Raw genomic sequence first — 19,025 nt, forward strand, 5'->3', positions numbered from 1 at the left:
TGCGCTGGCGGGCTTTCCTGTCCCGGCGCCTGCTTCAGCCTAAACAAGGAAACGCCAATGAGCGCCAGCACAACTGCAACAACACGTCACGACTGGTCCCTGGCCGAGGTCAAGGCGCTGTTCCAGCAACCGTTCAATGACCTGCTGTTCCAGGCGCAGACCGTGCACCGCGCGCATTTCGACCCGAACCGCGTGCAGGTTTCGACCCTGTTGTCGATCAAGACCGGCGCCTGCCCGGAAGATTGCAAATATTGTCCACAGTCCGGCCACTACAACACCGGGCTGGAAAAACAGAAGCTGATGGAAGTGCAGAAGGTGCTGGAAGAAGCCGCCCGCGCCAAAGCCATTGGTTCTACCCGCTTCTGCATGGGCGCGGCGTGGAAGCACCCGTCGGCCAAAGACATGCCCTACGTGCTGGAGATGGTCAAAGGCGTGAAGGCCATGGGCCTGGAAACCTGCATGACCCTCGGCAAGCTCGACCAGGAGCAGACCAAGGCCCTGGCTCAGGCCGGCCTGGACTACTACAACCACAACCTCGACACCTCGCCTGAGTTCTACGGCAGCATCATCACCACCCGCACCTACAGCGAGCGCCTGCAGACCCTGGCCTACGTGCGCGATGCCGGGATGAAGATCTGCTCCGGCGGCATCCTCGGCATGGGTGAGTCGCTGGACGACCGCGCCGGCCTGCTGATCCAGCTGGCCAACCTGCCCGAACACCCGGAGTCGGTTCCAATCAACATGCTGGTCAAGGTGGCCGGCACGCCGCTGGCCGAGGAAGAGGACGTCGACCCGTTCGACTTCATCCGCATGCTGGCCGTGGCCCGTATCCTCATGCCTAAGTCGCACGTGCGCCTGTCCGCCGGCCGCGAGCAGATGAACGAGCAGATGCAGGCCCTGGCCTTCATGGCTGGTGCCAACTCGATCTTCTACGGCGAAAAACTGCTGACCACCGCCAACCCGCAGGCCGACAAGGACATGCAGCTGTTCGCACGCCTGGGCATCAAGCCCGAAGCGCGTGAAGAGCACGCCGACGAAGTGCACCAGGCGGCCATCGAGCAGGCGCTGGTCGAGCAGCGCAGCAGCGAGATGTTCTACAACGCCGCGACAGCCTGAAATGGCCTTCGACTTGGCAGCGCGCCTGGCCGAACGGCGCGCCGCAGACCTGTATCGGCAGCGGCCACTGCTGGAAAGCCCGCAGGGGCCGGAAGTGGTGGTCGATGGCCAGTGTTTGCTGGCCTTCTGCAGCAATGACTACCTGGGCTTGGCCAACCACCCCGAGGTGATTGCCGCCTGGCAGGCCGGCGCCGAGCGCTGGGGTGTCGGTGGCGGTGCCTCGCACCTGGTGATCGGCCACAGTACGCCGCACCACCAGGTGGAAGAGGCCCTGGCCGAACTCACCGGGCGCCCGCGCGCGCTGCTGTTCTCCACCGGCTACATGGCCAACCTGGGCGCCATCACCGCGCTGGTGGGGCAGGGCGACACGGTGCTGCAGGACCGCCTGAACCACGCTTCGCTGCTGGATGGCGGGTTGCTCAGTGGTGCCCGTTTCAACCGCTACCTGCACAACGACCCGGCCAGCCTGGCCAGCCGCCTGGACAAGGCCGTAGGCAATACCCTGGTAGTGACCGATGGCGTGTTCAGCATGGACGGCGACCTGGCCGACCTGCCGGCGCTGGCCGATGTCGCCCGCGCTCGCGGTGCCTGGCTGATGGTTGACGATGCCCATGGCTTGGGCACCCTCGGCACCCGGGGCGGCGGTATCGTCGAGCACTTCGGCCTGGGCGTTGAGGATGTGCCGGTGTTGATCGGTACGCTGGGCAAGGCTTGTGGTACCGCCGGTGCCTTTGTGGCCGGCAGCGAAGAGCTGATCGAGGCGCTGGTGCAGTTCGCCCGCCCGTACATCTATACAACCAGCCAGCCACCGGCGCTGGCCTGCGCCACCCTCAAGAGCCTGGAATTGCTGCGCCGCGAAACCTGGCGCCGCGAGCACCTGGCCGCGCTGATCCGCCAGTTCCGTGAAGGTGCGCAGCAGATCGGCCTGGAATTGATGGACAGCCCGACGCCGATCCAGCCCATCGTCATCGGCGACAGCGCAAAGGCCCTGCGCCTGTCACGCATGCTGCGCGAACGCGGTTTGCTGGTGACGGCCATCCGCCCGCCCACCGTGCCGGCGGGCAGCGCACGCCTGCGGGTGACATTGAGCGCCGCGCACAGCGGGGCGCAGGTGCAGCTATTGTTGAATGCATTGGCCGAGTGTTATCCACAGTTGGAGAGCGCCGATGCGTAATCGACTTGTTCTGTTGCCTGGCTGGGGCTTGGGCACTGCTTCCCTGGAGCCGCTGGCCGCCAGCCTGCGTGCCCAGGACGCCCGCCTGCAGGTAGAGCTGATGCCCTTGCCGGAACTGGCCCATAGCGATGTGCAGGCCTGGGTCGACCACCTCGACCGCAAGCTGCCGAGCGATGTCTGGCTGGGTGGCTGGTCGTTAGGCGGCATGCTGGCCAGCGCGCTGGCGCACAAGCGCGGCGACCATTGCTGCGGCCTGCTGACTCTGGCCAGCAACCCCAGTTTCGTGGCCCGCCCCGACTGGCCCCACGGCATGGCCGAAGACACTTTCGGCACCTTCCTCGACGGCTGCCGCAGCCATACCCAGGTCACCCTGAAGCGCTTCCGTACCTTGTGCAGCGACGGTGCCCTGCAACCGCGCACCCTGCTGCGCCAGCTGGGTGTCGGCGTGCCGGACACCGACCCGTTGTACCTGGCCACGGGCCTTGAGGTGCTGGCCAAGCTGGATACCCGCGAAGCACTGCAGGCCTATGGTGGCCCGCAGCTGCACCTGTTCGCCGGCAGCGATGCGCTGGTGCCGGCAGAGGCGGCAAAAGCGCTGAGCGAGCTGCTGCCCGATGTAGAAGTGGGCTTGGTCGAAGACAGTTCCCACGCGTTCCTGCTGGAGTACCCGCAGGAACTGGCGGCGGGCATCAAGAGTTTCCTGCATGAGAGTGGCGATGACTGACCTTTCCCGTCCGACCCTGCCCGGCGCGCTGCCCGACAAGCGCCAGGTAGCAGCCTCGTTCTCCCGCGCCGCAGCCAGCTACGACAGCGTGGCAGCCTTGCAGCGTGCGGTGGGTTCGAGCTTGCTGGAACAGTTGCCGGAAGGCCTGCAGCCGTCACGCTGGCTGGACCTGGGCAGCGGCACCGGTCATTTCAGCAGGGCGTTGGCCGAGCGGTTCACCCAGGCCAGCGGCGTTGCGGTGGATATTGCCGAAGGCATGTTGTGCCATGCCCGCAACGAGCAAGGCGGGGCGCTCTATCACGTGGCCGGTGACGCCGAGCGTTTGCCGCTGCGTGATGCCAGCGTCGACCTGGTGTTCACCAGCCTGGCCGTGCAGTGGTGCGGCCAGTTCGCCAGCGTGCTGGCAGAAGCGCTGCGAGTGCTGCGCCCGGGCGGCGTGCTGGCTTTCAGCAGCCTGTGTGTGGGTACCCTCGATGAACTGCGCGCCAGTTGGCAGGCGGTGGATGGCCTGGTGCATGTGAACCGCTTCCGCCGTTTCGAGGACTATCAGCGCCTGTGCGCAGCCAGCGGCTTCGAACAGCTTGGTCTGCAGCGTTGTCCGCACGTGCTGCACTACCCGGATGTACGCAGCCTTACCCATGAACTCAAGGCTCTCGGCGCCCACAACCTGAACCCCGGCCGACCTTCCGGGCTTACCGGCCGGGCGCGCATGCAGGGCCTGTTGCAGGCGTATGAGGCGTTTCGCCAGCCCGAGGGGCTGCCAGCCACCTACCAGGTGGTCTATGGTGTGTTGCGCAAGCCACAGGCTTAAGGGGAGCGAGATGAGCCAGGCCTATTTCATTGCCGGTACCGATACCGATGTCGGCAAAACCACCATCGCTGCCGGCCTGCTGCATGCGGCACGGTTGCAGGGCATGAGCACGTTGGGAGCCAAGCCGGTGGCCTCCGGTTGCACGATGACGCCCAAAGGCTTGCGCAACAGCGACGCTCAGGCGCTGATCGATGAAAGCACGATCAAGATGCCCTACGAACAGGTCAACCCGTTTGCCTTCGAGCCTGCGATTGCGCCGCATGTGGCAGCACGTGAGGCCGGGGTGACGCTGGCCGTGTCGGACCTGCTGGCTGCGATGCGGAATGTGCTGCAACAAAATGCCGATTTCACCCTGATCGAGGGAGCCGGAGGCTGGCGCGTGCCGTTGTCGGGGCTGGAAAACCTGTCCGACCTTGCGGTGGCCCTGCGGCTGCCGGTGATTCTGGTGGTCGGGGTGCGGCTCGGCTGTATCAGCCATGCCTTGTTAAGCGCTGAGGCGATCGAGCGTGACGGGCTGCAACTGGCTGGATGGGTGGCGAACATCATCGAGCCGCGTACTTCGCGCCTGGAAGAGAACCTGGCCAGCCTGGCCGAGCGTTTGCCGGCGCCATGCCTGGGGCGGGTGCCCAAATTGAAGCAGGCCAGTGCCGACATGGTGGCTGAACACCTTCAGCTGGATCTGCTGGATTAGCCGTTTCCAGGCTTGGCCCTTTCGCGGGCTTGCCCGCTCCCACAGGTACAGCGCAGGGTTCAGGTATCGCGCGGTCCCCTGTAGGAGCGGGCAAGCCCGCGAAGAGGCCGGTACAGGAATACCCAAGGCCTATCAAATGGCACGAGGCCATTAGGGATTTAAACGGGCCTTTTCGCCCCTGGCCTGCTTTAATGGGCCTGTTCGCCATCCAGCGTCAATGGAGTCCTGACATGGAAATCACCGGTAGCTCCGCCTATTACGCGGGCCTGAGCGCAATCCAGACCGGCCAGAACCGCGTCGATCAGGCTGCCAGCCAGATCGCCAGCACCACCGCCGAACGTAGCGCCACCAGCCAGTCCAGCGATTTTCAGGCCGAACGCCTGCGCGCGGTCGACCGCAGCCAGCAAATGGACCTGGCCACCAGCACCGTGCAGCTGGCCGTGGGCAAACTCGAAGTCGAGCTTGGCGCAAAGGTCGCCAAGGCTTCCGACGAAATGCTCGGCCGGATCATCGACACCTACGCCTGACACGGCGGCCTTTCCCGAACATAACGCTATCCCTGTGGGAGCGGGTTTACCCGCGAATGCGTCCGCCCGGAAACCTCTGTTTTCCGGGCTGGCCCATTCGCGGGTAAACCCGCTCCCACAGGGGGACTTATCATGGCTTGACGCTTTTGCCATTTTTCGTGGCGTAAATGGCACCATAGTCCATCCTTGACATAAGGCGGAGCTAAACGTAAGTTTCAAACAACTGTTTGATCGACGGCCGCCACGTGCTGGTCACCCCACAGAACTCACCTAGAGGTTCATCGCAATGCCTGATTACAAAGCCCCCTTGCGTGATATCCGCTTCGTTCGCGACGAGCTGCTCGGCTATGAGGCGCACTATCAGAGCCTGCCGGGTTGCCAGGACGCCACGCCCGACATGGTCGACGCGATCCTCGAAGAAGGCGCGAAGTTCTGTGAGCAGGTGCTGTCGCCGCTGAACCGCGTGGGTGACCAGGAGGGCTGCACCTGGAGCGAGTCGGGCGTTAAAACCCCGACCGGCTTCAAAGCGGCCTACGAACAGTTCGTAGAAGGCGGCTGGCCGAGCCTGGCGCATGACGTCGAGCACGGCGGCCAGGGCCTGCCGGAGTCGCTGGGCCTGGCGCTGAGCGAAATGGTCGGCGGTGCGAACTGGTCGTGGGGCATGTACCCGGGCCTGTCCCATGGCGCGATGAACACCATCTCTGCGCACGGCACCCCCGAGCAGCAGCACACCTACCTGACCAAGCTGGTATCCGGCGAGTGGACCGGTACCATGTGCCTGACCGAGCCGCACTGCGGTACCGACCTGGGCATGCTGCGCACCAAGGCCGAGCCACAGGCCGACGGCAGCTACAAGGTGTCGGGCACCAAGATCTTCATTTCGGCCGGTGAGCACGACATGGCCGACAACATCGTCCATATCGTCCTGGCCCGCCTGCCGGACGCACCGACTGGCACCAAGGGCATCTCGCTGTTCATCGTGCCGAAGTTCCTGCCCAACGCCGAAGGCGGTGTGGGCGAGCGCAACGGCGTGAGCTGCGGCTCGATCGAACACAAGATGGGTATCCACGGCAACGCCACCTGCGTGATGAACTTCGACGGCGCTACCGGCTACCTGATCGGCCCGGCTAACAAAGGTCTGAACTGCATGTTCACCTTCATGAACACCGCTCGCCTGGGTACCGCGCTGCAAGGCCTGGCCCACGCCGAAGTCGCGTTCCAGGGTGGCCTGAAGTACGCCCGTGAGCGCCTGCAGATGCGCTCCCTGACTGGCCCGAAAGCACCGGACAAGGCTGCTGACCCGATCATCGTCCACCCGGACGTGCGTCGCATGCTGCTGACCATGAAGGCCTTCGCCGAAGGCAACCGCGCGATGGTGTACTTCACTGCCAAGCAGGTGGACATCGTCAAGTACAGCCAGGATGAAGAAGAGCGCAAGAAGGCCGATGCCCTGCTGGCGTTCCTGACCCCGATCGCCAAGGCGTTCATGACCGAGGTCGGCTTCGAAGCCGCCAACCATGGCGTGCAGATCTACGGTGGCCACGGCTTCATCGCCGAATGGGGCATGGAGCAGAACGTACGGGACAGCCGCATTTCCATGTTGTACGAAGGCACCACCGGCATCCAGGCCCTGGACCTGCTCGGCCGCAAGGTGCTGATGACCCAAGGCGAAGCGCTGAAGGGCTTCACCAAGATCGTGCACAAGTTCTGCCAGGCGCAGGAAGGCAACGAAGCGGTCAAGGAGTTCGTCGAACCGCTGGCGGCGCTGAACAAGGAATGGGGCGAGCTGACCATGAAAGTGGGTATGGCCGCCATGAAGGACCGCGAAGAAGTGGGTGCGGCCTCGGTCGATTACCTGATGTATTCCGGCTACGCCTGCCTGGCCTACTTCTGGGCTGACATCGCCCGCCTGGCGGCGGAGAAACTGGCTGCCGGCACCAGCGAAGAAGCCTTCTACACCGCCAAGTTGCAGACCGCGCGCTTCTACTTCCAGCGCATCCTGCCGCGTACCCGTACCCATGTGGCGACCATGCTGTCGGGTGCCAACAACCTGATGGCGATGGACGAAGAACACTTCGGCCTGTCGTACTGATCCTGCCGCTGTACACGAAACCCGTCTGCCTTCACCGGCAGGCGGGTTTTTTCATTCTGCGGCCTGATGCCTATCTCTTTGTAGGAGCAGCCTTGTGCTGCGAAGAGGCCATAGCTGCCACAGAAAATCTTTTGTCATTGCGGCCTTTTCGCAGCACAAGGCTGCTCCTACAAGGAAAAGCGTCTGATTCGATATTCAACTGTTCATGTGCACTGCCGATGAAGTAAGGGCACAATGCCACCATTGATCTGCCGGGTTGGAGATTACCCTTGTTTCGTTTTAACGCTGTTCGCGCGAGTCACTTCCTGCCTTCGCTGATTCTTTTGCTGGCAGGACTCGCCGCGGCCTATGTGAGAGACCTCAGTGTCTTTTTCACATCGCTGTTCAACGTCCTGCCCACCTTGGTCCTGCTGCTGGGTGGCGCCTACTGTGCGGTGTACCGTCGCCAGCGCGAGCTGTTCCTGATGCTCACGGTGTACATCGCCTACTACCTGCTCGACACCCAGACCGACTTCTACCGTGACCATGGCCGCGTTCGCGAGGACGCGGCGGTGATCTTCCACCTCGTGTGCCTGCTGCTACCCGCCCTGTTCGGGCTGTATGGTGCCTGGCAGGAGCGCACCCACCTGCTGCAGGACCTGGTCGCCCGTGGCGCCGTGCTGTTCGCCGTGGGTAGCGTGGCGGTGGCCCTGGAGCAAAGCTACCCCCAAGCACTACTGACCTGGTTGGCGGAAATCCGCTGGCCAACCTTGCATGGCCAGTGGATGAGCCTGATCCAGATGGTCTATCCGCTGTTCCTCGGCGTGTTCATCCTGCTGGTGGTGCAATACCTGCGTGCACCACGGCCGCTGCACGCTGCGCAGGTGATGGGCCTGCTGGGCATCTTCTGGATGTTGCCGCAAACCTTCATCCTGCCGTTTACCCTGAACATCATGTGCAGCCAGGTCATGCTGATGATCGCCGCAGCGGTGGCGCACGAGGCCTACCAGATGGCTTTCCGCGACGAACTGACCGGCCTGCCGGGGCGCCGTGCGCTGAACGAGCGCATGCAGCGCCTGGGACGCAACTATGTGATCGCCATGACCGATGTCGACCACTTCAAGAAATTCAACGACACCCACGGCCACGATGTCGGCGACCAGGTGCTGCGCCTGGTTGCCAGCCGCCTGTCCAAGGTTACCGGGGGGGGCCGTGCCTACCGCTATGGCGGCGAGGAGTTCGCTCTGGTGTTTGCCGGCAAGACCGCCGAGGAATGCGTGCCCCATGTGGAAGCCGTGCGCGAAATGATCGCCAACTACGTGATGCACCTGCGCGACCAGCACAACCGCCCGCAGGACGATACCGCCGGGCGCCAGCGGCGGGCGGGCAGCAGTGGGGGTACGGTTTCGGTCACCATCAGCATCGGTGTGGCGGAGCGCCAGGCCGATCATCGTAACCCCGAAGCGGTGCTGAAATCCGCTGACCAGGCGCTGTACAGCGCCAAGGGCGCAGGGCGCAATTGTGTCATGGTACATGGGCAACAAGCGCAGCGAGGGGCGGTGCGCACGGCGTGACCGAGTTAGACTATACGGTCTATTGATGACCCTATGTCTCGTAAAAGTTGTTCGGTTACACTGGCTGCAACCCAGTGTCGCGGTTCCCCGAGACCGCTCCGACCCGACTAGCGAGAGGTTGTCATGGCTGAATATAAAGCGCCCCTGCGCGACATGCGCTTCGTACTGAATGAAGTCTTCAACGTGGCCGAGCAGTGGGCGCAGTTGCCCGGGTTGGCCGAGGTTGTCGATGCCGACACAGCCATGGCCGTGCTGGAAGAAGCCGGCAAGGTCACCGCCAAGTCCATCGCACCGCTCAGCCGTGCCGCCGACGAAGAGGGCTGTCACTGGGAAAACGGCGCAGTAAGTACCCCAGCCGGTTTCATCGAGGCGTACAAAACCTACGCCGAAGGCGGTTGGGTGGGTGTGGGTGGCGACCCGTTGTTCGGCGGTATGGGCATGCCCAAGGTCATCTCGGCCCAGGTCGAGGAAATGGTCAACGCCTCCAGCCTGTCCTTCGGCCTGTACCCGATGCTGACTGCTGGCGCCTGTCTGTCGATTAACGCCCACGCCAGTGAAGCGCTGAAGGAAAAGTACCTGCCAAACATGTACGCCGGCGTGTGGGCCGGCTCCATGTGCCTGACCGAGCCGCACGCCGGTACCGATCTGGGCATCATCCGCACCAAGGCCGAGCCCCAGGCCGACGGCAGCTACAAGGTCAGCGGCACCAAGATCTTCATCACCGGCGGCGAGCACGACCTGACCGAGAACATCATCCACCTGGTGCTGGCCAAGCTGCCGGACGCACCAGCGGGGCCGAAAGGCATTTCGCTGTTCCTGGTGCCGAAGTTCCTGGTCAATGAAGACGGCAGCCTGGGGGCGCGCAACCCGGCCACCTGCGGCTCGATCGAGCACAAGATGGGTATCCAGGCCTCGGCCACCTGCGTGATGAACTTCGATCAAGCGGTCGGCTATATCGTCGGTGAGCCGAACAAGGGCCTGGCGGCCATGTTCACCATGATGAACTACGAGCGCCTTGGCGTTGGTATCCAGGGCCTGGCCTCGGCCGAGCGCTCCTACCAGAATGCCGTGGAGTACGCCCGCGACCGCCTGCAGAGCCGCGCCCCGACCGGGCCACAAGCCAAGGACAAGGCCGCTGACCCGATCATCGTCCACCCGGACGTGCGCCGCATGCTGTTGACCATGAAGGCGCTGATCGAGGGTGGCCGTGCCTTCTCCAGCTACGTGGCCATGCAGCTGGACAGTGCCAAGTTCAGCGAAGACACCGCCGTGCGCAAGCGCAGCGAAGAACTGGTGGCACTGCTGACGCCGGTTGCCAAGGCCTTCCTCACCGACCTGGGCCTGGAGTGCGCGGTGCACGGCCAGCAGGTGTTCGGCGGGCATGGCTACATTCGCGAATGGGGGCAGGAGCAACTGGTGCGCGATGTGCGTATCACGCAGATCTACGAAGGCACCAACGGCATCCAGGCCCTCGACCTGATGGGGCGCAAGGTGGTGGCCAGTGGCGGGGCGTACTACCGGCTGTTCTCCGACGAGATTCGCCAGTTCATTGCCAGCGCAGGTAGCGAGCTGGATGAATTTGCCAAGCCGTTGGGTGCCTGTCTCGATCAGCTCGACGGGCTGACCGAGTGGGTGCTGGAACAGGCCAAGGGCAACCCGAACGAGATTGGCGCGGCTTCTGTCGAGTACCTGCATGCCTTTGGTTATGTCGCCTATGCCTACATGTGGGCATTGATGGCGCGGGCGGCGCAGGCGGGTGAGGGGGATGCAGCGTTCTATTCGGGCAAGCTGGGTACGGCGCAGTTCTACTTTGCGCGGTTGCTGCCGCGGGTGGATTCGCTGGTGGCTTCGGTGAAGGCGGGGAGTGAGTCGTTGTACCTGCTGGATGCCGAGCAATTCTGAGGGATTTTGGGGGGCTGCTTTGCAGCCCATCGCGACACAAGGCCGCTCCTACAGGTACCGCGCAAGCTCGAATGGCTATGCGTTCCCCTGTAGGAGCGGCCTTGTGTCGCGATGGGCCGCAAAGCGGCCCCTGTCGTGTAAGCCTTTTCCTACACAACGTGGTGACTTTTCACCACTGTTCTCAGATTGGATCCACGGTTATTCTTTACCACATGGACGTTGCGCAGGAAGCGCAAAGGACAGATCAAGGATGACGACGAAGGACACCTGCCAGGATGGCGGGGCGATACGGATGTCACAGGGAAACAGTCTGGAAAACCCCGCTTCGGCGGGGTTTTCTTTGTGCGCGTGTTTTTTCAGCCCAGCACATCCAGCGGTGATGCACCCAACAGGCGGGCGTCCGTCTCTTCCTCCAGCAGCGTGCGCAGCAGCTCCACAGATGCCTGCTGGCGTTGGGCATCGCGGAACACCAAGCCAACCTTCAGCGGTACCCGTGGCTCGCTCAATGGCTTCCACAGCAGCCCCTGGTCATCCTCGGCGGCCTCCTTGGCCCGCCCCGGCAGGATGGTGGCCAGCGCGGTATGGGCCAGGCTGTCGAGAATCCCCGCCATGTTGTTCATCTCTGCCTGCACCTGCGGCCGACGCCCCTGGCTGGCCAGTTGCGCCTGCCAGATCTGGCGGATCTGGAATTCCTCGCCCAGCATCAGCATGGGCAGCTCGGCGGCCTGGCGAATGGACACCTTCTTGAAGTCCTTTAGCGGGTGGGTAGCGGGGATGACCAGTTGCAGTTCATCTTCATAGAGCAGCAGACCATGCAGCCCCGGCTGGCGTGGCGGCAGGTAACTGATACCGATGTCCAGGCTGCCATTGAGCAAGCGCCGTTCGATCTCCAGCCCTGACAATTCGTAGATCTGCACCACCAGGTGCGGCTGTGCCCTGCGCAGGCGTTCAAGCAGCTGCGGCACCAGGCTCGGCCGCACGGTCTGCAGCACGCCGATGGCCAAGGTACGCAGCGACTGGCCCTTGAAGTTGCGCATGGCCTCGTGGGCGCGCTGCAGGCCGTCGAGCAACGGCAGGGCGTGGTTGTACAGGGTGTGGGCGGCCAGAGTCGGCAGCAGGCGCTTGTTGCTGCGTTCGAACAGGCTCAGGTCGAGGCTGTGCTCCAGCTGGCGTATCTGCTGGGAAAGCGCTGGCTGGGACAGCGACAGGCGCTCGGCGGCGCGGCCCACGTGGCCTTCTTCATACACCGCGACGAAATAACGCAGTTGGCGGAAATCCATAAGTGATACTTATCGAAAATGCTGGAAAAACGAAATGGTCGAAACCCCTCGCGAGGCCTAGTCTATCGCCGTATTCCAGAGGGTTACAGCGATGAATCGATCGATTGTTACCCCGGATGAAAAACACTTTTGATAGGCAAGGCAAAATATCGAGTGCCGCACCCAAGCCGCACCGTGACCGCCCCTGTCGTGATTGGTTGGAGCCCTGATGAACCTGTTCAACCTGCGCCGCCCGGCCCCTGCCGCCGTCGCCGAGCCCAAGCGTGCGCCGGTGATCGCGCCGGAAGCGCCGCAGCTGTCGCGTGAGCGCCTGATGCCCAGCACCGAACGCGCAGCGCAGGTATTCGTGCGTGGCCAGGGCTCCTGGTTGTGGGACAACGAAGGGCATGCCTACCTGGACTTCACCCAGGGTGGTGCAGTCAACAGCCTGGGCCACAGCCCCAGTGTGCTGGCGAAGGCGCTGGGCAGCCAGGCCCAGGCGTTGATCAACCCGGGCTCGGGCTTCCACAGCCGTGGCCTGCTGGGGCTGGTCAACCGCCTGTGCCAGAGCACCGGCAGCGACCAGGCCTACCTGCTCAACAGCGGTGCCGAAGCCTGCGAAGGCGCGATCAAGCTGGCGCGCAAGTGGGGCCAGCTGCACCGCAACGGCGCCTATCACATCATCACCGCCACCCAGGCCTGCCATGGCCGCAGCCTGGGCGCGTTGTCAGCGTCCGACCCGCTGCCCTGCAACCGCTGCGAACCGGGCCTGCCTGGCTTCAGCAAGGTGCCATTCAACGACTTGGCGGCGCTGCACGCCGAGGTGGACTCGCGCACCGTGGCGATCATGCTCGAGCCGATCCAAGGTGAGGCGGGTGTCATCCCGGCCACGCAGGAATACCTCAAGGGTGTGGAAACGCTGTGCCGCGAACTGGGCATCCTGCTGATCCTCGACGAGGTGCAGACCGGCATTGGCCGCTGTGGCGCGCTGCTGGCCGAGGAAACCTACGGCGTGCGCGCCGATATCATCACGCTGGGCAAGGGTTTGGGCGGTGGCGTGCCGCTGGCGGCCTTGCTGGCCCGGGGCACGGCGTGCTGCGCCGAGCCTGGCGAACTGGAAGGCAGCCACCATGGCAACGCGCTGATGTGCGCTGCCGGCCTGGCCGTGCTGGATACCGTGCTGGAGCCTGGCTTCTTCACCCAGGTGCGGGACAACGGCCGCCACCTGCGTGAAGGCCTGAGCCGGCTGGCCGGGCGCTATGGCCAGGGCGAAGTGCGCGGGCAAGGCCTGCTGTGGGCCCTGCAGATGAAAGAAAACCTGGCCCGCCAGCTGGTGGCGGCTGCCTTGCACGAAGGCCTGTTGCTCAACGCACCGCAGGCGGATGTGGTGCGTTTTTCGCCAGCGCTGACCGTGAGCAAGGGCAACATCGACGAAATGCTGCTGCGCCTTGCCCGTGCCTTTGCCCGCCTGCATGCCCAGCAGCAGGCCCGCCGCGAAATGCCAGCCTAGCGGCCTGGTGACATCGAGAATTCTACGAACCGTCTGGCGTTCCTGCGCATCGCCCTAGGCCTGTTTCATTCGGCCCGGGGCGTTTTTTTTTGCCTGTTGAACCTCTGTGGCGGGCGGCTAGTCTCTGATGTAACCCCTTCAGGAGAGACTCGCATGGACTTTATACGCATCATCATCGCCATCATCCTGCCGCCGCTGGGCGTTTTCCTGCAGGTGGGGTTTGGCGGGGCGTTCTGGCTGAACATCTTGCTTACCTTGCTGGGGTACATTCCGGGGATCGTGCATGCGGTGTATATCATCGCCAAGCGCTGAGATTTTTGGGGCTGCTTTGCAGCCCATCGCGACACAAGGCCGCTCCTACAGGTACAGCGCCACATTCGGGCTTGTGCGATCCCTGTAGGAGCGGCCTTGTGTCGCGATGGGCCGCAAAGCGGCCCCAGAATCTCAGCCCCCCAACACCCGGCAATAGAATTTCCATTCTTCTTCCAGCGCATGCGCCAGGTTTTCCGCCTTGCGGAACCCGTGCCGCTCCCCCGCGTAGAAGTGCCCTTCAGCCTCGATCCCGTTAGCCTGCAGCGCCGCCAGCATCGACCGCGTCTGCTCCGGCACCACCACCGCATCCAGTTCGCCCTGGAAGAAAATCACCGGTACCTTGATCTGCCCCGCATGCAGCAGCGGCGTACGCTGGCGATAGCGCTCGGCATCCTGCAGCGGGTCGCCAATCAGCCAGTCCAGGTAGTCCCCTTCGAACTTGTGGGTGGCCCGGCCCAGGGCAACCGGGTCGCTGACCCCGTACAGGCTGGCACCGGCGCGGAACACATCATGGAACGCCAGGGCGCATAGGGTGGTGTAGCCGCCCGCACTACCGCCACGGATGAACGCCTTGCGGCCATCGATCAGCCCGCGTCCGGCCAGGTATTCCACCGCTGCGCAGGCATCGGCCACATCGCTTTCGCCCCAGCGCAGGTGCAAGGCCTGGCGGTATTCCCGGCCATATCCGGAGCTGCCCCGGTAGTTGAGGTCGGCGACGGCGAAGCCGCGTTGGGTCCAGTACTGGATGCGCGGGTCGAGCACGGGATAACAGGCCGAGGTCGGGCCGCCATGGATGAACACCACCAGCGGTGCGGCTCCTTGCGACCGGGCTGCCGGGTAGAAGAAACCGTGGGCGCGATGACCGTCACTGCCGTAGTGGATCGACTGCGGCAGGCTGATATGCCTTGCCGGCAGCACTTCGGCGCCACCAGCCAATACGCTGACCTCGTGGTTGCTGCGGGCGATGGCGATGACCGCCGGCGGGCTGATCGGCGAGGCGGCAATGGCAAACAGGTGTTCGGCATCCATGGCCAGGCTGCGAAAACGCGTGTAGGCACTGGCGAAACGCTCCAGGCTACCATCGGCAGTACGCAGCCCCAGTTGCCCGAAGCCGTCTTCGAACCAGCTGGCCAGATAGCTTTGCTGTCCCAGTGCCAACCAGGTGCTGGCGCCGAGTTGCCAGGGCGCCGCAGCGTGGTCCGCGGGCTCGGCAGGCAGGGCCTGCCAGCAGTCATCGACCTCGCCCCAGGGTTGCCAGAAGCCATTGCGGTCAGACAGGCAGTAGAGTCGGCCTTCGCTATCGAAGCGCGGCTGCTGCAGCGATTCGTCAGCGCCGGCCACACATTGCGCGGGCCCCCAGTGGCCACTTGCATCACGTGTGCGGCACATCAGCCTGGTGACGGTCCAGGGTTGTGCCGGGCGGTCCCATTCGACCCAAGCCAGGCGCTGGCCGTCGGTACTCACCGTAGGTGAGGCATAGAAGTCGGCCCCCTCAGCGAGCACTTCGCGAGCTTGTTCCCACAGGGCGACCAAGCGATGCTCGACCCGTTCGCCATGCTGCTCCTCGACCGCCAGCACCAGGCCGTCGTGCCACTGCACATCGCCGTAGCGGCAGCTGGCATCATCAGTCAGGGCGCGCGGTACCGCGCCTTCCAGGGTCTGGGTATAGACCTGCTGGTCCTTTTCATTGACGAACAGCAGCCCATCACCACCCAGGCAAAAACTGCCACCGCCGTATTCGTACACCCGGCTACGTACGCTGAAGCCATCAGGTGTCAGGCAGCGGGCCTGCTGGTGCTGCCAGTGCCAGATGCGACAGGCACCATCGGCCGGGCGAAACTCGTTCCAGAACAGCCCCGCGGCGCTGACCTTGAGTTCGGCGAAGTCGGTGCCGGCGGCAACTGCCTGGGCCGCGCTGAACTCAGCCGCGGACGATGACACGGGAGTTCCGTTCATTGCGGAAGGTCATCTGTTCAATGGTGAGCTGGGCGCTTTCCGCCTCCTCGCGGGCCTTGAGGATGATGCCGTGGTCGGCCGACTTGGCGCACACCGGGTCGGCGTTGCTGGCATCGCCGGTGAGCATGAAGGCCTGGCAGCGGCAGCCGCCGAAGTCCTTTTCCTTCTCGTCGCAGGAACGGCAGGGTTCGGGCATCCACTCATAGCCACGGAAGCGGTTGAAGCCGAACGAGTCGTACCAGATGTGGTGCAGGTCGTGGTCGCGCACGTTGGGGAACTGCACCGGCAGCTGGCGCGCGCCGTGGCAGGGCAGGGCGGTGCCGTCCGGGGTGATGGTGAGGAACAGGCTGCCCCAGCCATTCATGCAGGCCTTGGGGCGCTCCTCGTAGTAGTCCGGTGTGACGAAGATCAGCTTGCACGGGTTGCCCTCGGCCTTGAGCTTTTCCCGATACTCGTTGGTGATGCGTTCGGCCCGTTCCAGCTGCGCGCGGGTTGGCAGCAGGCCCAGCCGGTTGAGGTGGGCCCAGCCGTAGAACTGGCAGGTGGCAAGCTCGACGAAGTCGGCTTCCAGGGCGATGCACAGCTCGATGATGCGGTCGATCTTGTCGATGTTGTGCCGGTGGGTGACGAAGTTGAGCACCATCGGGTAGCCATGGGCCTTCACCGCACGGGCCATTTCCAGCTTTTGCGCAAAGGCCTTCTTCGAGCCGGCCAGCAGATTGTTGACCTGCTCGTCACTGGCCTGGAAGCTGATCTGGATATGGTCCAGGCCGGCCTTCTTGAAGTCGGCGATGCGCGCCTCGGTCAGTCCGATGCCCGAGGTGATCAGGTTGGTGTAGTAGCCCAGCCGGCGGGCCTCGCCGATCAGTTCGGCGAGGTCCTGACGTACCAGCGGTTCTCCGCCGGAGAAACCGATTTGCGCGGCACCCATTTCCCGGGCTTCGGCCATCACCTTGAACCACTGTGCGGTACTCAGCTCCTGGCCCTGGGCTGCGAAGTCCAGTGGGTTGGAGCAGTACGGGCACTGCAGCGGGCAACGGTAGGTCAGCTCGGCCAGCAGCCACAGCGGCAGGCCGACTGCGGGCGTGGGCGGTAACTCAGGCGAGGACGATCCAGTGTTCGGCACGGGCCACCTCCATGAACTGCTCGATGTCATCGGCCACTTCCGGGACACCGGGGAACTGTTGTTCGAGTTCGCTGATGATCGCGGCAACGTCGCGTTGGCCGTCGATCAGGCCACCGATCAGGGCCGCGCTGTCGTTGAGCTTGATCATGCCCTCGGGGTACAGCAGCACATGGCCCTTTTGCGCCGGCTCGTACTGGAAGCGGTAGCCGGGGCGCCAGGCTGGCACTTGATTACGGTCGAAACTCATAGGGTGATCCCTTTGTGCCACACCCGTTCCTGGGTGACGGAATGATAGGGCGGGCGGTTCAGCTCGTAGGCCATGCTCATGGCGTCGAGCATGCTCCAGAGAATATCCAGCTTGAACTGCAGTATCTCCAGCATACGCTCCTGGCCCGCGCGGGTGGTGTAGTGCTGCAAGGTAATCGCCAGGCCATGCTCCACGTCACGCCGGGCCTGGCCCAGGCGGGTGCGGAAGTATTCGTAGCCGGCCGGGTCGATCCACGGGTAGTGCTGCGGCCAGCTGTCCAGGCGCGACTGGTGGATTTGCGGGGCGAACAGCTCGGTCAGCGAGCTGCTGGCCGCTTCCTGCCAACTGGCCCGGCGGGCGAAGTTGACGTAGGCGTCCACGGCAAAGCGTACACCGGGCAGTACCAGCTCCTGGGAGCGCAGCTGGTCCGGGTCCAGGCCCACGGCCTGGCCCAGGCGCAGCCAGGCTTCGATACCACCGTCCTCGCCGGGCGCGCCATCGTGGTCGAGCAGGCGCTGGATCCACTCGCGGCGTACTTCGCGGTCCGGGCAGTTGGCCAGGATCGCGGCATCCTTCATCGGGATGTTGACCTGGTAGTAGAAGCGGTTGGCTACCCAGCCCTGGATCTGTTCGCGGGTGGCGCGACCCTGGTACATCGCCACGTGGTACGGGTGATGAATGTGATAGTAGGCGCCCTTGGCGCGCAGGGCCTGCTCGAATTCGGCAGGGGACATTGGCAGTGCGTCGCTCATTCGGCTGGCTCCTGTATAGCTGAGTCTCGGCGCGATCCCTGTGGGAGCGGGTTTACCCGCGAACACCGGCGAAGCCGGTGCCATACACTGTGTGGGATTCTTCGCGGGTGAACCCGCTCCCACAGGGCCTGTGTTGCTTGTGCGATCTGGCTGTTACAACTCGATACTCATGCCATCGAAGGCCACTTCCACACCCCGGCGCAGCACTTCGGCACGCTCGGGCGAGTCTTCGTCGAGAATCGGGTTGGTGTTGTTGATGTGGATAAGTACCTTGCGCTGGCGCGGGAAGCCATCCAGCACTTCCAGCATGCCGCCGGGGCCGTTCTGCGCCAGGTGGCCCATCTCGCGGCCGGTTCGGGTGCCCACGCCACGGCGCTGCATTTCATCATCTTCCCACAGGGTGCCGTCGACCAGCAGGCAGTCGGCGCCATGCATCATCGTCAGCAGCTTGTCGTCCACCTGGCCCAGGCCCGGGGCGTAGAACAGCTTGCCGCCGGTGCGGGTGTCCTCGACCAGCAGGCCAAGGTTGTCGCCCGGGTGCGGGTCGAAGCGGTGCGGCGAGTAGGGCGGCGCGGCGCTGCGCAGGGGGAACGGGGTGAAGCGCAGGTTGGGGCAGGCGTCGATGACGAAGCTGCCTTCCAGCTCGATGCGGTTCCACTGCAGGCCACCGTTCCAGTGGCTGAGCATGTTGAACAGCGGAAAGCCCGTGGTCAGGTCCTGGTGGACCATGTCGGTGCACCACACCTGGTGCGGGCAGCCTTCGCGCAGGCTGAGCAGGCCAGTGGTGTGGTCGATCTGGCTGTCCAGCAGGATGATGGCGTTGATGCCGGTGTCGCGCAGGGCACGGGCCGGCTGCATCGGGGCAAAGGCCTGGAGTTGGGCGCGGATGTCGGGCGAGGCATTGCACAGCACCCAGTGCACGCCATCGTCGGACAGGGCGATGGAGGACTGGGTGCGCGGCGTGGCCCGCAAGGTGCCGTCACGCAAGCCCTTGCAGTTGACGCAGTTGCAGTTCCACTGGGGGAACCCGCCGCCGGCGGCGGAACCGAGAACCTGGATGTACATGGCCACTCTCTCTGCAGAAACCGTAGCGAAAAAACGAAAACGCCCCGGCAGGCCGAGGCGTTGAACCGTAAGCCGGGCTTAGCGGTTGGCGAAGTACATGGTGACTTCGAAGCCGATGCGCAGATCAGTGTATGCAGGTTTGGTCCACATGGAATTACTCCTTCCGGATGAGGGGGTGGGTTTGTCAGCTACTACTTGGGTACCGCCA

18 protein-coding genes are annotated in these 19,025 nt (G+C 64.1%); 11 read left to right on the plus strand and 7 right to left on the minus strand.

Annotation, left to right across the window (positions count from 1 at the left end; all coding sequences use genetic code 11):
- The first annotated feature begins 57 nt into the window (after positions 1 to 57).
- From bioB to GEV38_RS02165, 9 genes are all read left to right on the plus strand, one after another.
- A complete protein-coding gene (gene bioB / locus GEV38_RS02125; RefSeq protein ID WP_013970556.1) occupies positions 58 to 1,116 on the plus strand; it encodes a biotin synthase BioB in 1,059 nt (352 codons plus the stop codon).
- A 1-nt stretch (position 1,117) separates the two neighbouring features.
- A complete protein-coding gene (gene bioF, locus GEV38_RS02130; RefSeq protein WP_054573686.1) occupies positions 1,118 to 2,290 on the plus strand; it encodes an 8-amino-7-oxononanoate synthase in 1,173 nt (390 codons plus the stop codon).
- Positions 2,283 to 3,014 carry an alpha/beta fold hydrolase gene (locus tag GEV38_RS02135; protein WP_054573687.1) on the plus strand — a complete coding sequence of 244 codons (732 nt, stop codon included), beginning with the start codon at positions 2,283 to 2,285 and terminating at the stop codon, positions 3,012 to 3,014. Before bioF ends, GEV38_RS02135 begins: the two co-directional genes overlap by 8 nt.
- Positions 3,007 to 3,825, plus strand: a complete 819-nt coding sequence (gene bioC / locus GEV38_RS02140; RefSeq protein ID WP_015268699.1) for a malonyl-ACP O-methyltransferase BioC — start codon at positions 3,007 to 3,009, stop codon at positions 3,823 to 3,825. The genes GEV38_RS02135 and bioC overlap by 8 nt, the downstream gene beginning before the upstream one ends.
- 10 nt (positions 3,826 to 3,835) lie before the next feature.
- Positions 3,836 to 4,516, plus strand: coding sequence for a dethiobiotin synthase (gene bioD, locus GEV38_RS02145; RefSeq protein ID WP_015268700.1), 681 nt, complete (start codon positions 3,836 to 3,838; stop codon positions 4,514 to 4,516).
- A gap of 230 nt (positions 4,517 to 4,746) precedes the next feature.
- Positions 4,747 to 5,043, plus strand: a complete 297-nt coding sequence (locus GEV38_RS02150; RefSeq protein WP_003258614.1) for a hypothetical protein — start codon at positions 4,747 to 4,749, stop codon at positions 5,041 to 5,043.
- A gap of 286 nt (positions 5,044 to 5,329) precedes the next feature.
- Positions 5,330 to 7,135 (plus strand): phenylacyl-CoA dehydrogenase, encoded by a 1,806-nt coding sequence (locus GEV38_RS02155; RefSeq protein WP_054573688.1) that lies wholly within the window; start codon positions 5,330 to 5,332, stop codon positions 7,133 to 7,135.
- A 269-nt stretch (positions 7,136 to 7,404) separates the two neighbouring features.
- Positions 7,405 to 8,688 (plus strand): diguanylate cyclase, encoded by a 1,284-nt coding sequence (locus GEV38_RS02160; RefSeq protein WP_039613233.1) that lies wholly within the window; start codon positions 7,405 to 7,407, stop codon positions 8,686 to 8,688.
- A gap of 123 nt (positions 8,689 to 8,811) precedes the next feature.
- The gene (locus GEV38_RS02165) at positions 8,812 to 10,590 is read left to right on the plus strand and encodes an acyl-CoA dehydrogenase C-terminal domain-containing protein (RefSeq protein WP_054573689.1); all 1,779 of its coding nucleotides are present in this window, start codon (positions 8,812 to 8,814) and stop codon (positions 10,588 to 10,590) included.
- A 356-nt stretch (positions 10,591 to 10,946) separates the two neighbouring features.
- Here the strand turns inward: GEV38_RS02165 and GEV38_RS02170 are convergent, their stop codons facing one another.
- Positions 10,947 to 11,870, minus strand: a complete 924-nt coding sequence (locus GEV38_RS02170; RefSeq protein ID WP_004375209.1) for a LysR family transcriptional regulator — start codon at positions 11,868 to 11,870, stop codon at positions 10,947 to 10,949.
- A gap of 208 nt (positions 11,871 to 12,078) precedes the next feature.
- Between GEV38_RS02170 and GEV38_RS02175 the strand changes: the two genes are divergently transcribed.
- Entirely contained in the window at positions 12,079 to 13,359 is a 1,281-nt protein-coding gene (locus GEV38_RS02175; protein ID WP_015268704.1) for an aspartate aminotransferase family protein, read from the plus strand.
- 153 nt (positions 13,360 to 13,512) lie between these two features.
- Positions 13,513 to 13,671: a YqaE/Pmp3 family membrane protein gene (locus tag GEV38_RS02180; protein ID WP_009681539.1), complete on the plus strand. Its 159-nt coding sequence runs from the start codon at positions 13,513 to 13,515 to the stop codon at positions 13,669 to 13,671.
- 132 nt (positions 13,672 to 13,803) lie between these two features.
- Here GEV38_RS02180 and GEV38_RS02185 read toward each other — a convergent pair whose 3' ends face one another.
- From GEV38_RS02185 to pqqA, 6 genes are all read right to left on the minus strand, one after another.
- The gene (locus GEV38_RS02185; protein WP_054573690.1) at positions 13,804 to 15,627 is read right to left on the minus strand and encodes a S9 family peptidase; all 1,824 of its coding nucleotides are present in this window, start codon (positions 15,625 to 15,627) and stop codon (positions 13,804 to 13,806) included.
- A complete protein-coding gene (pqqE, locus tag GEV38_RS02190) occupies positions 15,593 to 16,753 on the minus strand; it encodes a pyrroloquinoline quinone biosynthesis protein PqqE (RefSeq protein ID WP_015268706.1) in 1,161 nt (386 codons plus the stop codon). The genes GEV38_RS02185 and pqqE overlap by 35 nt, the downstream gene beginning before the upstream one ends.
- The gene (gene pqqD, locus GEV38_RS02195; protein WP_004375207.1) at positions 16,725 to 17,000 is read right to left on the minus strand and encodes a pyrroloquinoline quinone biosynthesis peptide chaperone PqqD; all 276 of its coding nucleotides are present in this window, start codon (positions 16,998 to 17,000) and stop codon (positions 16,725 to 16,727) included. The genes pqqE and pqqD overlap by 29 nt, the downstream gene beginning before the upstream one ends.
- Positions 16,997 to 17,752 (minus strand): pyrroloquinoline-quinone synthase PqqC, encoded by a 756-nt coding sequence (pqqC, locus tag GEV38_RS02200; RefSeq protein ID WP_003255592.1) that lies wholly within the window; start codon positions 17,750 to 17,752, stop codon positions 16,997 to 16,999. The genes pqqD and pqqC overlap by 4 nt, the downstream gene beginning before the upstream one ends.
- 153 nt (positions 17,753 to 17,905) lie before the next feature.
- Complete coding sequence (gene pqqB, locus GEV38_RS02205) at positions 17,906 to 18,817, minus strand: pyrroloquinoline quinone biosynthesis protein PqqB (RefSeq protein ID WP_024086143.1); 912 nt, start codon at positions 18,815 to 18,817, stop codon at positions 17,906 to 17,908.
- A 78-nt stretch (positions 18,818 to 18,895) separates the two neighbouring features.
- Complete coding sequence (gene pqqA / locus GEV38_RS02210) at positions 18,896 to 18,967, minus strand: pyrroloquinoline quinone precursor peptide PqqA (protein WP_003243383.1); 72 nt, start codon at positions 18,965 to 18,967, stop codon at positions 18,896 to 18,898.
- Positions 18,968 to 19,025: the final 58 nt, after the last annotated feature.

Source organism: Pseudomonas sp. 13159349, assembly GCF_013305685.1.
Lineage (GTDB): Bacteria > Pseudomonadota > Gammaproteobacteria > Pseudomonadales > Pseudomonadaceae > Aquipseudomonas > Aquipseudomonas asiatica.

What these genes read in the sequence shown, in the direction of transcription:
- bioB (WP_013970556.1), top strand. Translation starts at nt 58, where the DNA reads ATGAGCGCCAGCACAACTGCAACAACACGTCACGACTGGTCCCTGGCC.
- bioF (WP_054573686.1), top strand. Translation starts at nt 1,118, where the DNA reads ATGGCCTTCGACTTGGCAGCGCGCCTGGCCGAACGGCGCGCCGCAGAC.
- GEV38_RS02135 (WP_054573687.1), top strand. Translation starts at nt 2,283, where the DNA reads ATGCGTAATCGACTTGTTCTGTTGCCTGGCTGGGGCTTGGGCACTGCT.
- bioC (WP_015268699.1), top strand. Translation starts at nt 3,007, where the DNA reads ATGACTGACCTTTCCCGTCCGACCCTGCCCGGCGCGCTGCCCGACAAG.
- bioD (WP_015268700.1), top strand. Translation starts at nt 3,836, where the DNA reads ATGAGCCAGGCCTATTTCATTGCCGGTACCGATACCGATGTCGGCAAA.
- GEV38_RS02150 (WP_003258614.1), top strand. Translation starts at nt 4,747, where the DNA reads ATGGAAATCACCGGTAGCTCCGCCTATTACGCGGGCCTGAGCGCAATC.
- GEV38_RS02155 (WP_054573688.1), top strand. Translation starts at nt 5,330, where the DNA reads ATGCCTGATTACAAAGCCCCCTTGCGTGATATCCGCTTCGTTCGCGAC.
- GEV38_RS02165 (WP_054573689.1), top strand. Translation starts at nt 8,812, where the DNA reads ATGGCTGAATATAAAGCGCCCCTGCGCGACATGCGCTTCGTACTGAAT.
- GEV38_RS02170 (WP_004375209.1), bottom strand. Translation starts at nt 11,870, where the DNA reads ATGGATTTCCGCCAACTGCGTTATTTCGTCGCGGTGTATGAAGAAGGC.
- GEV38_RS02175 (WP_015268704.1), top strand. Translation starts at nt 12,079, where the DNA reads ATGAACCTGTTCAACCTGCGCCGCCCGGCCCCTGCCGCCGTCGCCGAG.
- GEV38_RS02180 (WP_009681539.1), top strand. Translation starts at nt 13,513, where the DNA reads ATGGACTTTATACGCATCATCATCGCCATCATCCTGCCGCCGCTGGGC.
- GEV38_RS02185 (WP_054573690.1), bottom strand. Translation starts at nt 15,627, where the DNA reads ATGAACGGAACTCCCGTGTCATCGTCCGCGGCTGAGTTCAGCGCGGCC.
- pqqD (WP_004375207.1), bottom strand. Translation starts at nt 17,000, where the DNA reads ATGAGTTTCGACCGTAATCAAGTGCCAGCCTGGCGCCCCGGCTACCGC.
- pqqC (WP_003255592.1), bottom strand. Translation starts at nt 17,752, where the DNA reads ATGAGCGACGCACTGCCAATGTCCCCTGCCGAATTCGAGCAGGCCCTG.
- pqqB (WP_024086143.1), bottom strand. Translation starts at nt 18,817, where the DNA reads ATGTACATCCAGGTTCTCGGTTCCGCCGCCGGCGGCGGGTTCCCCCAG.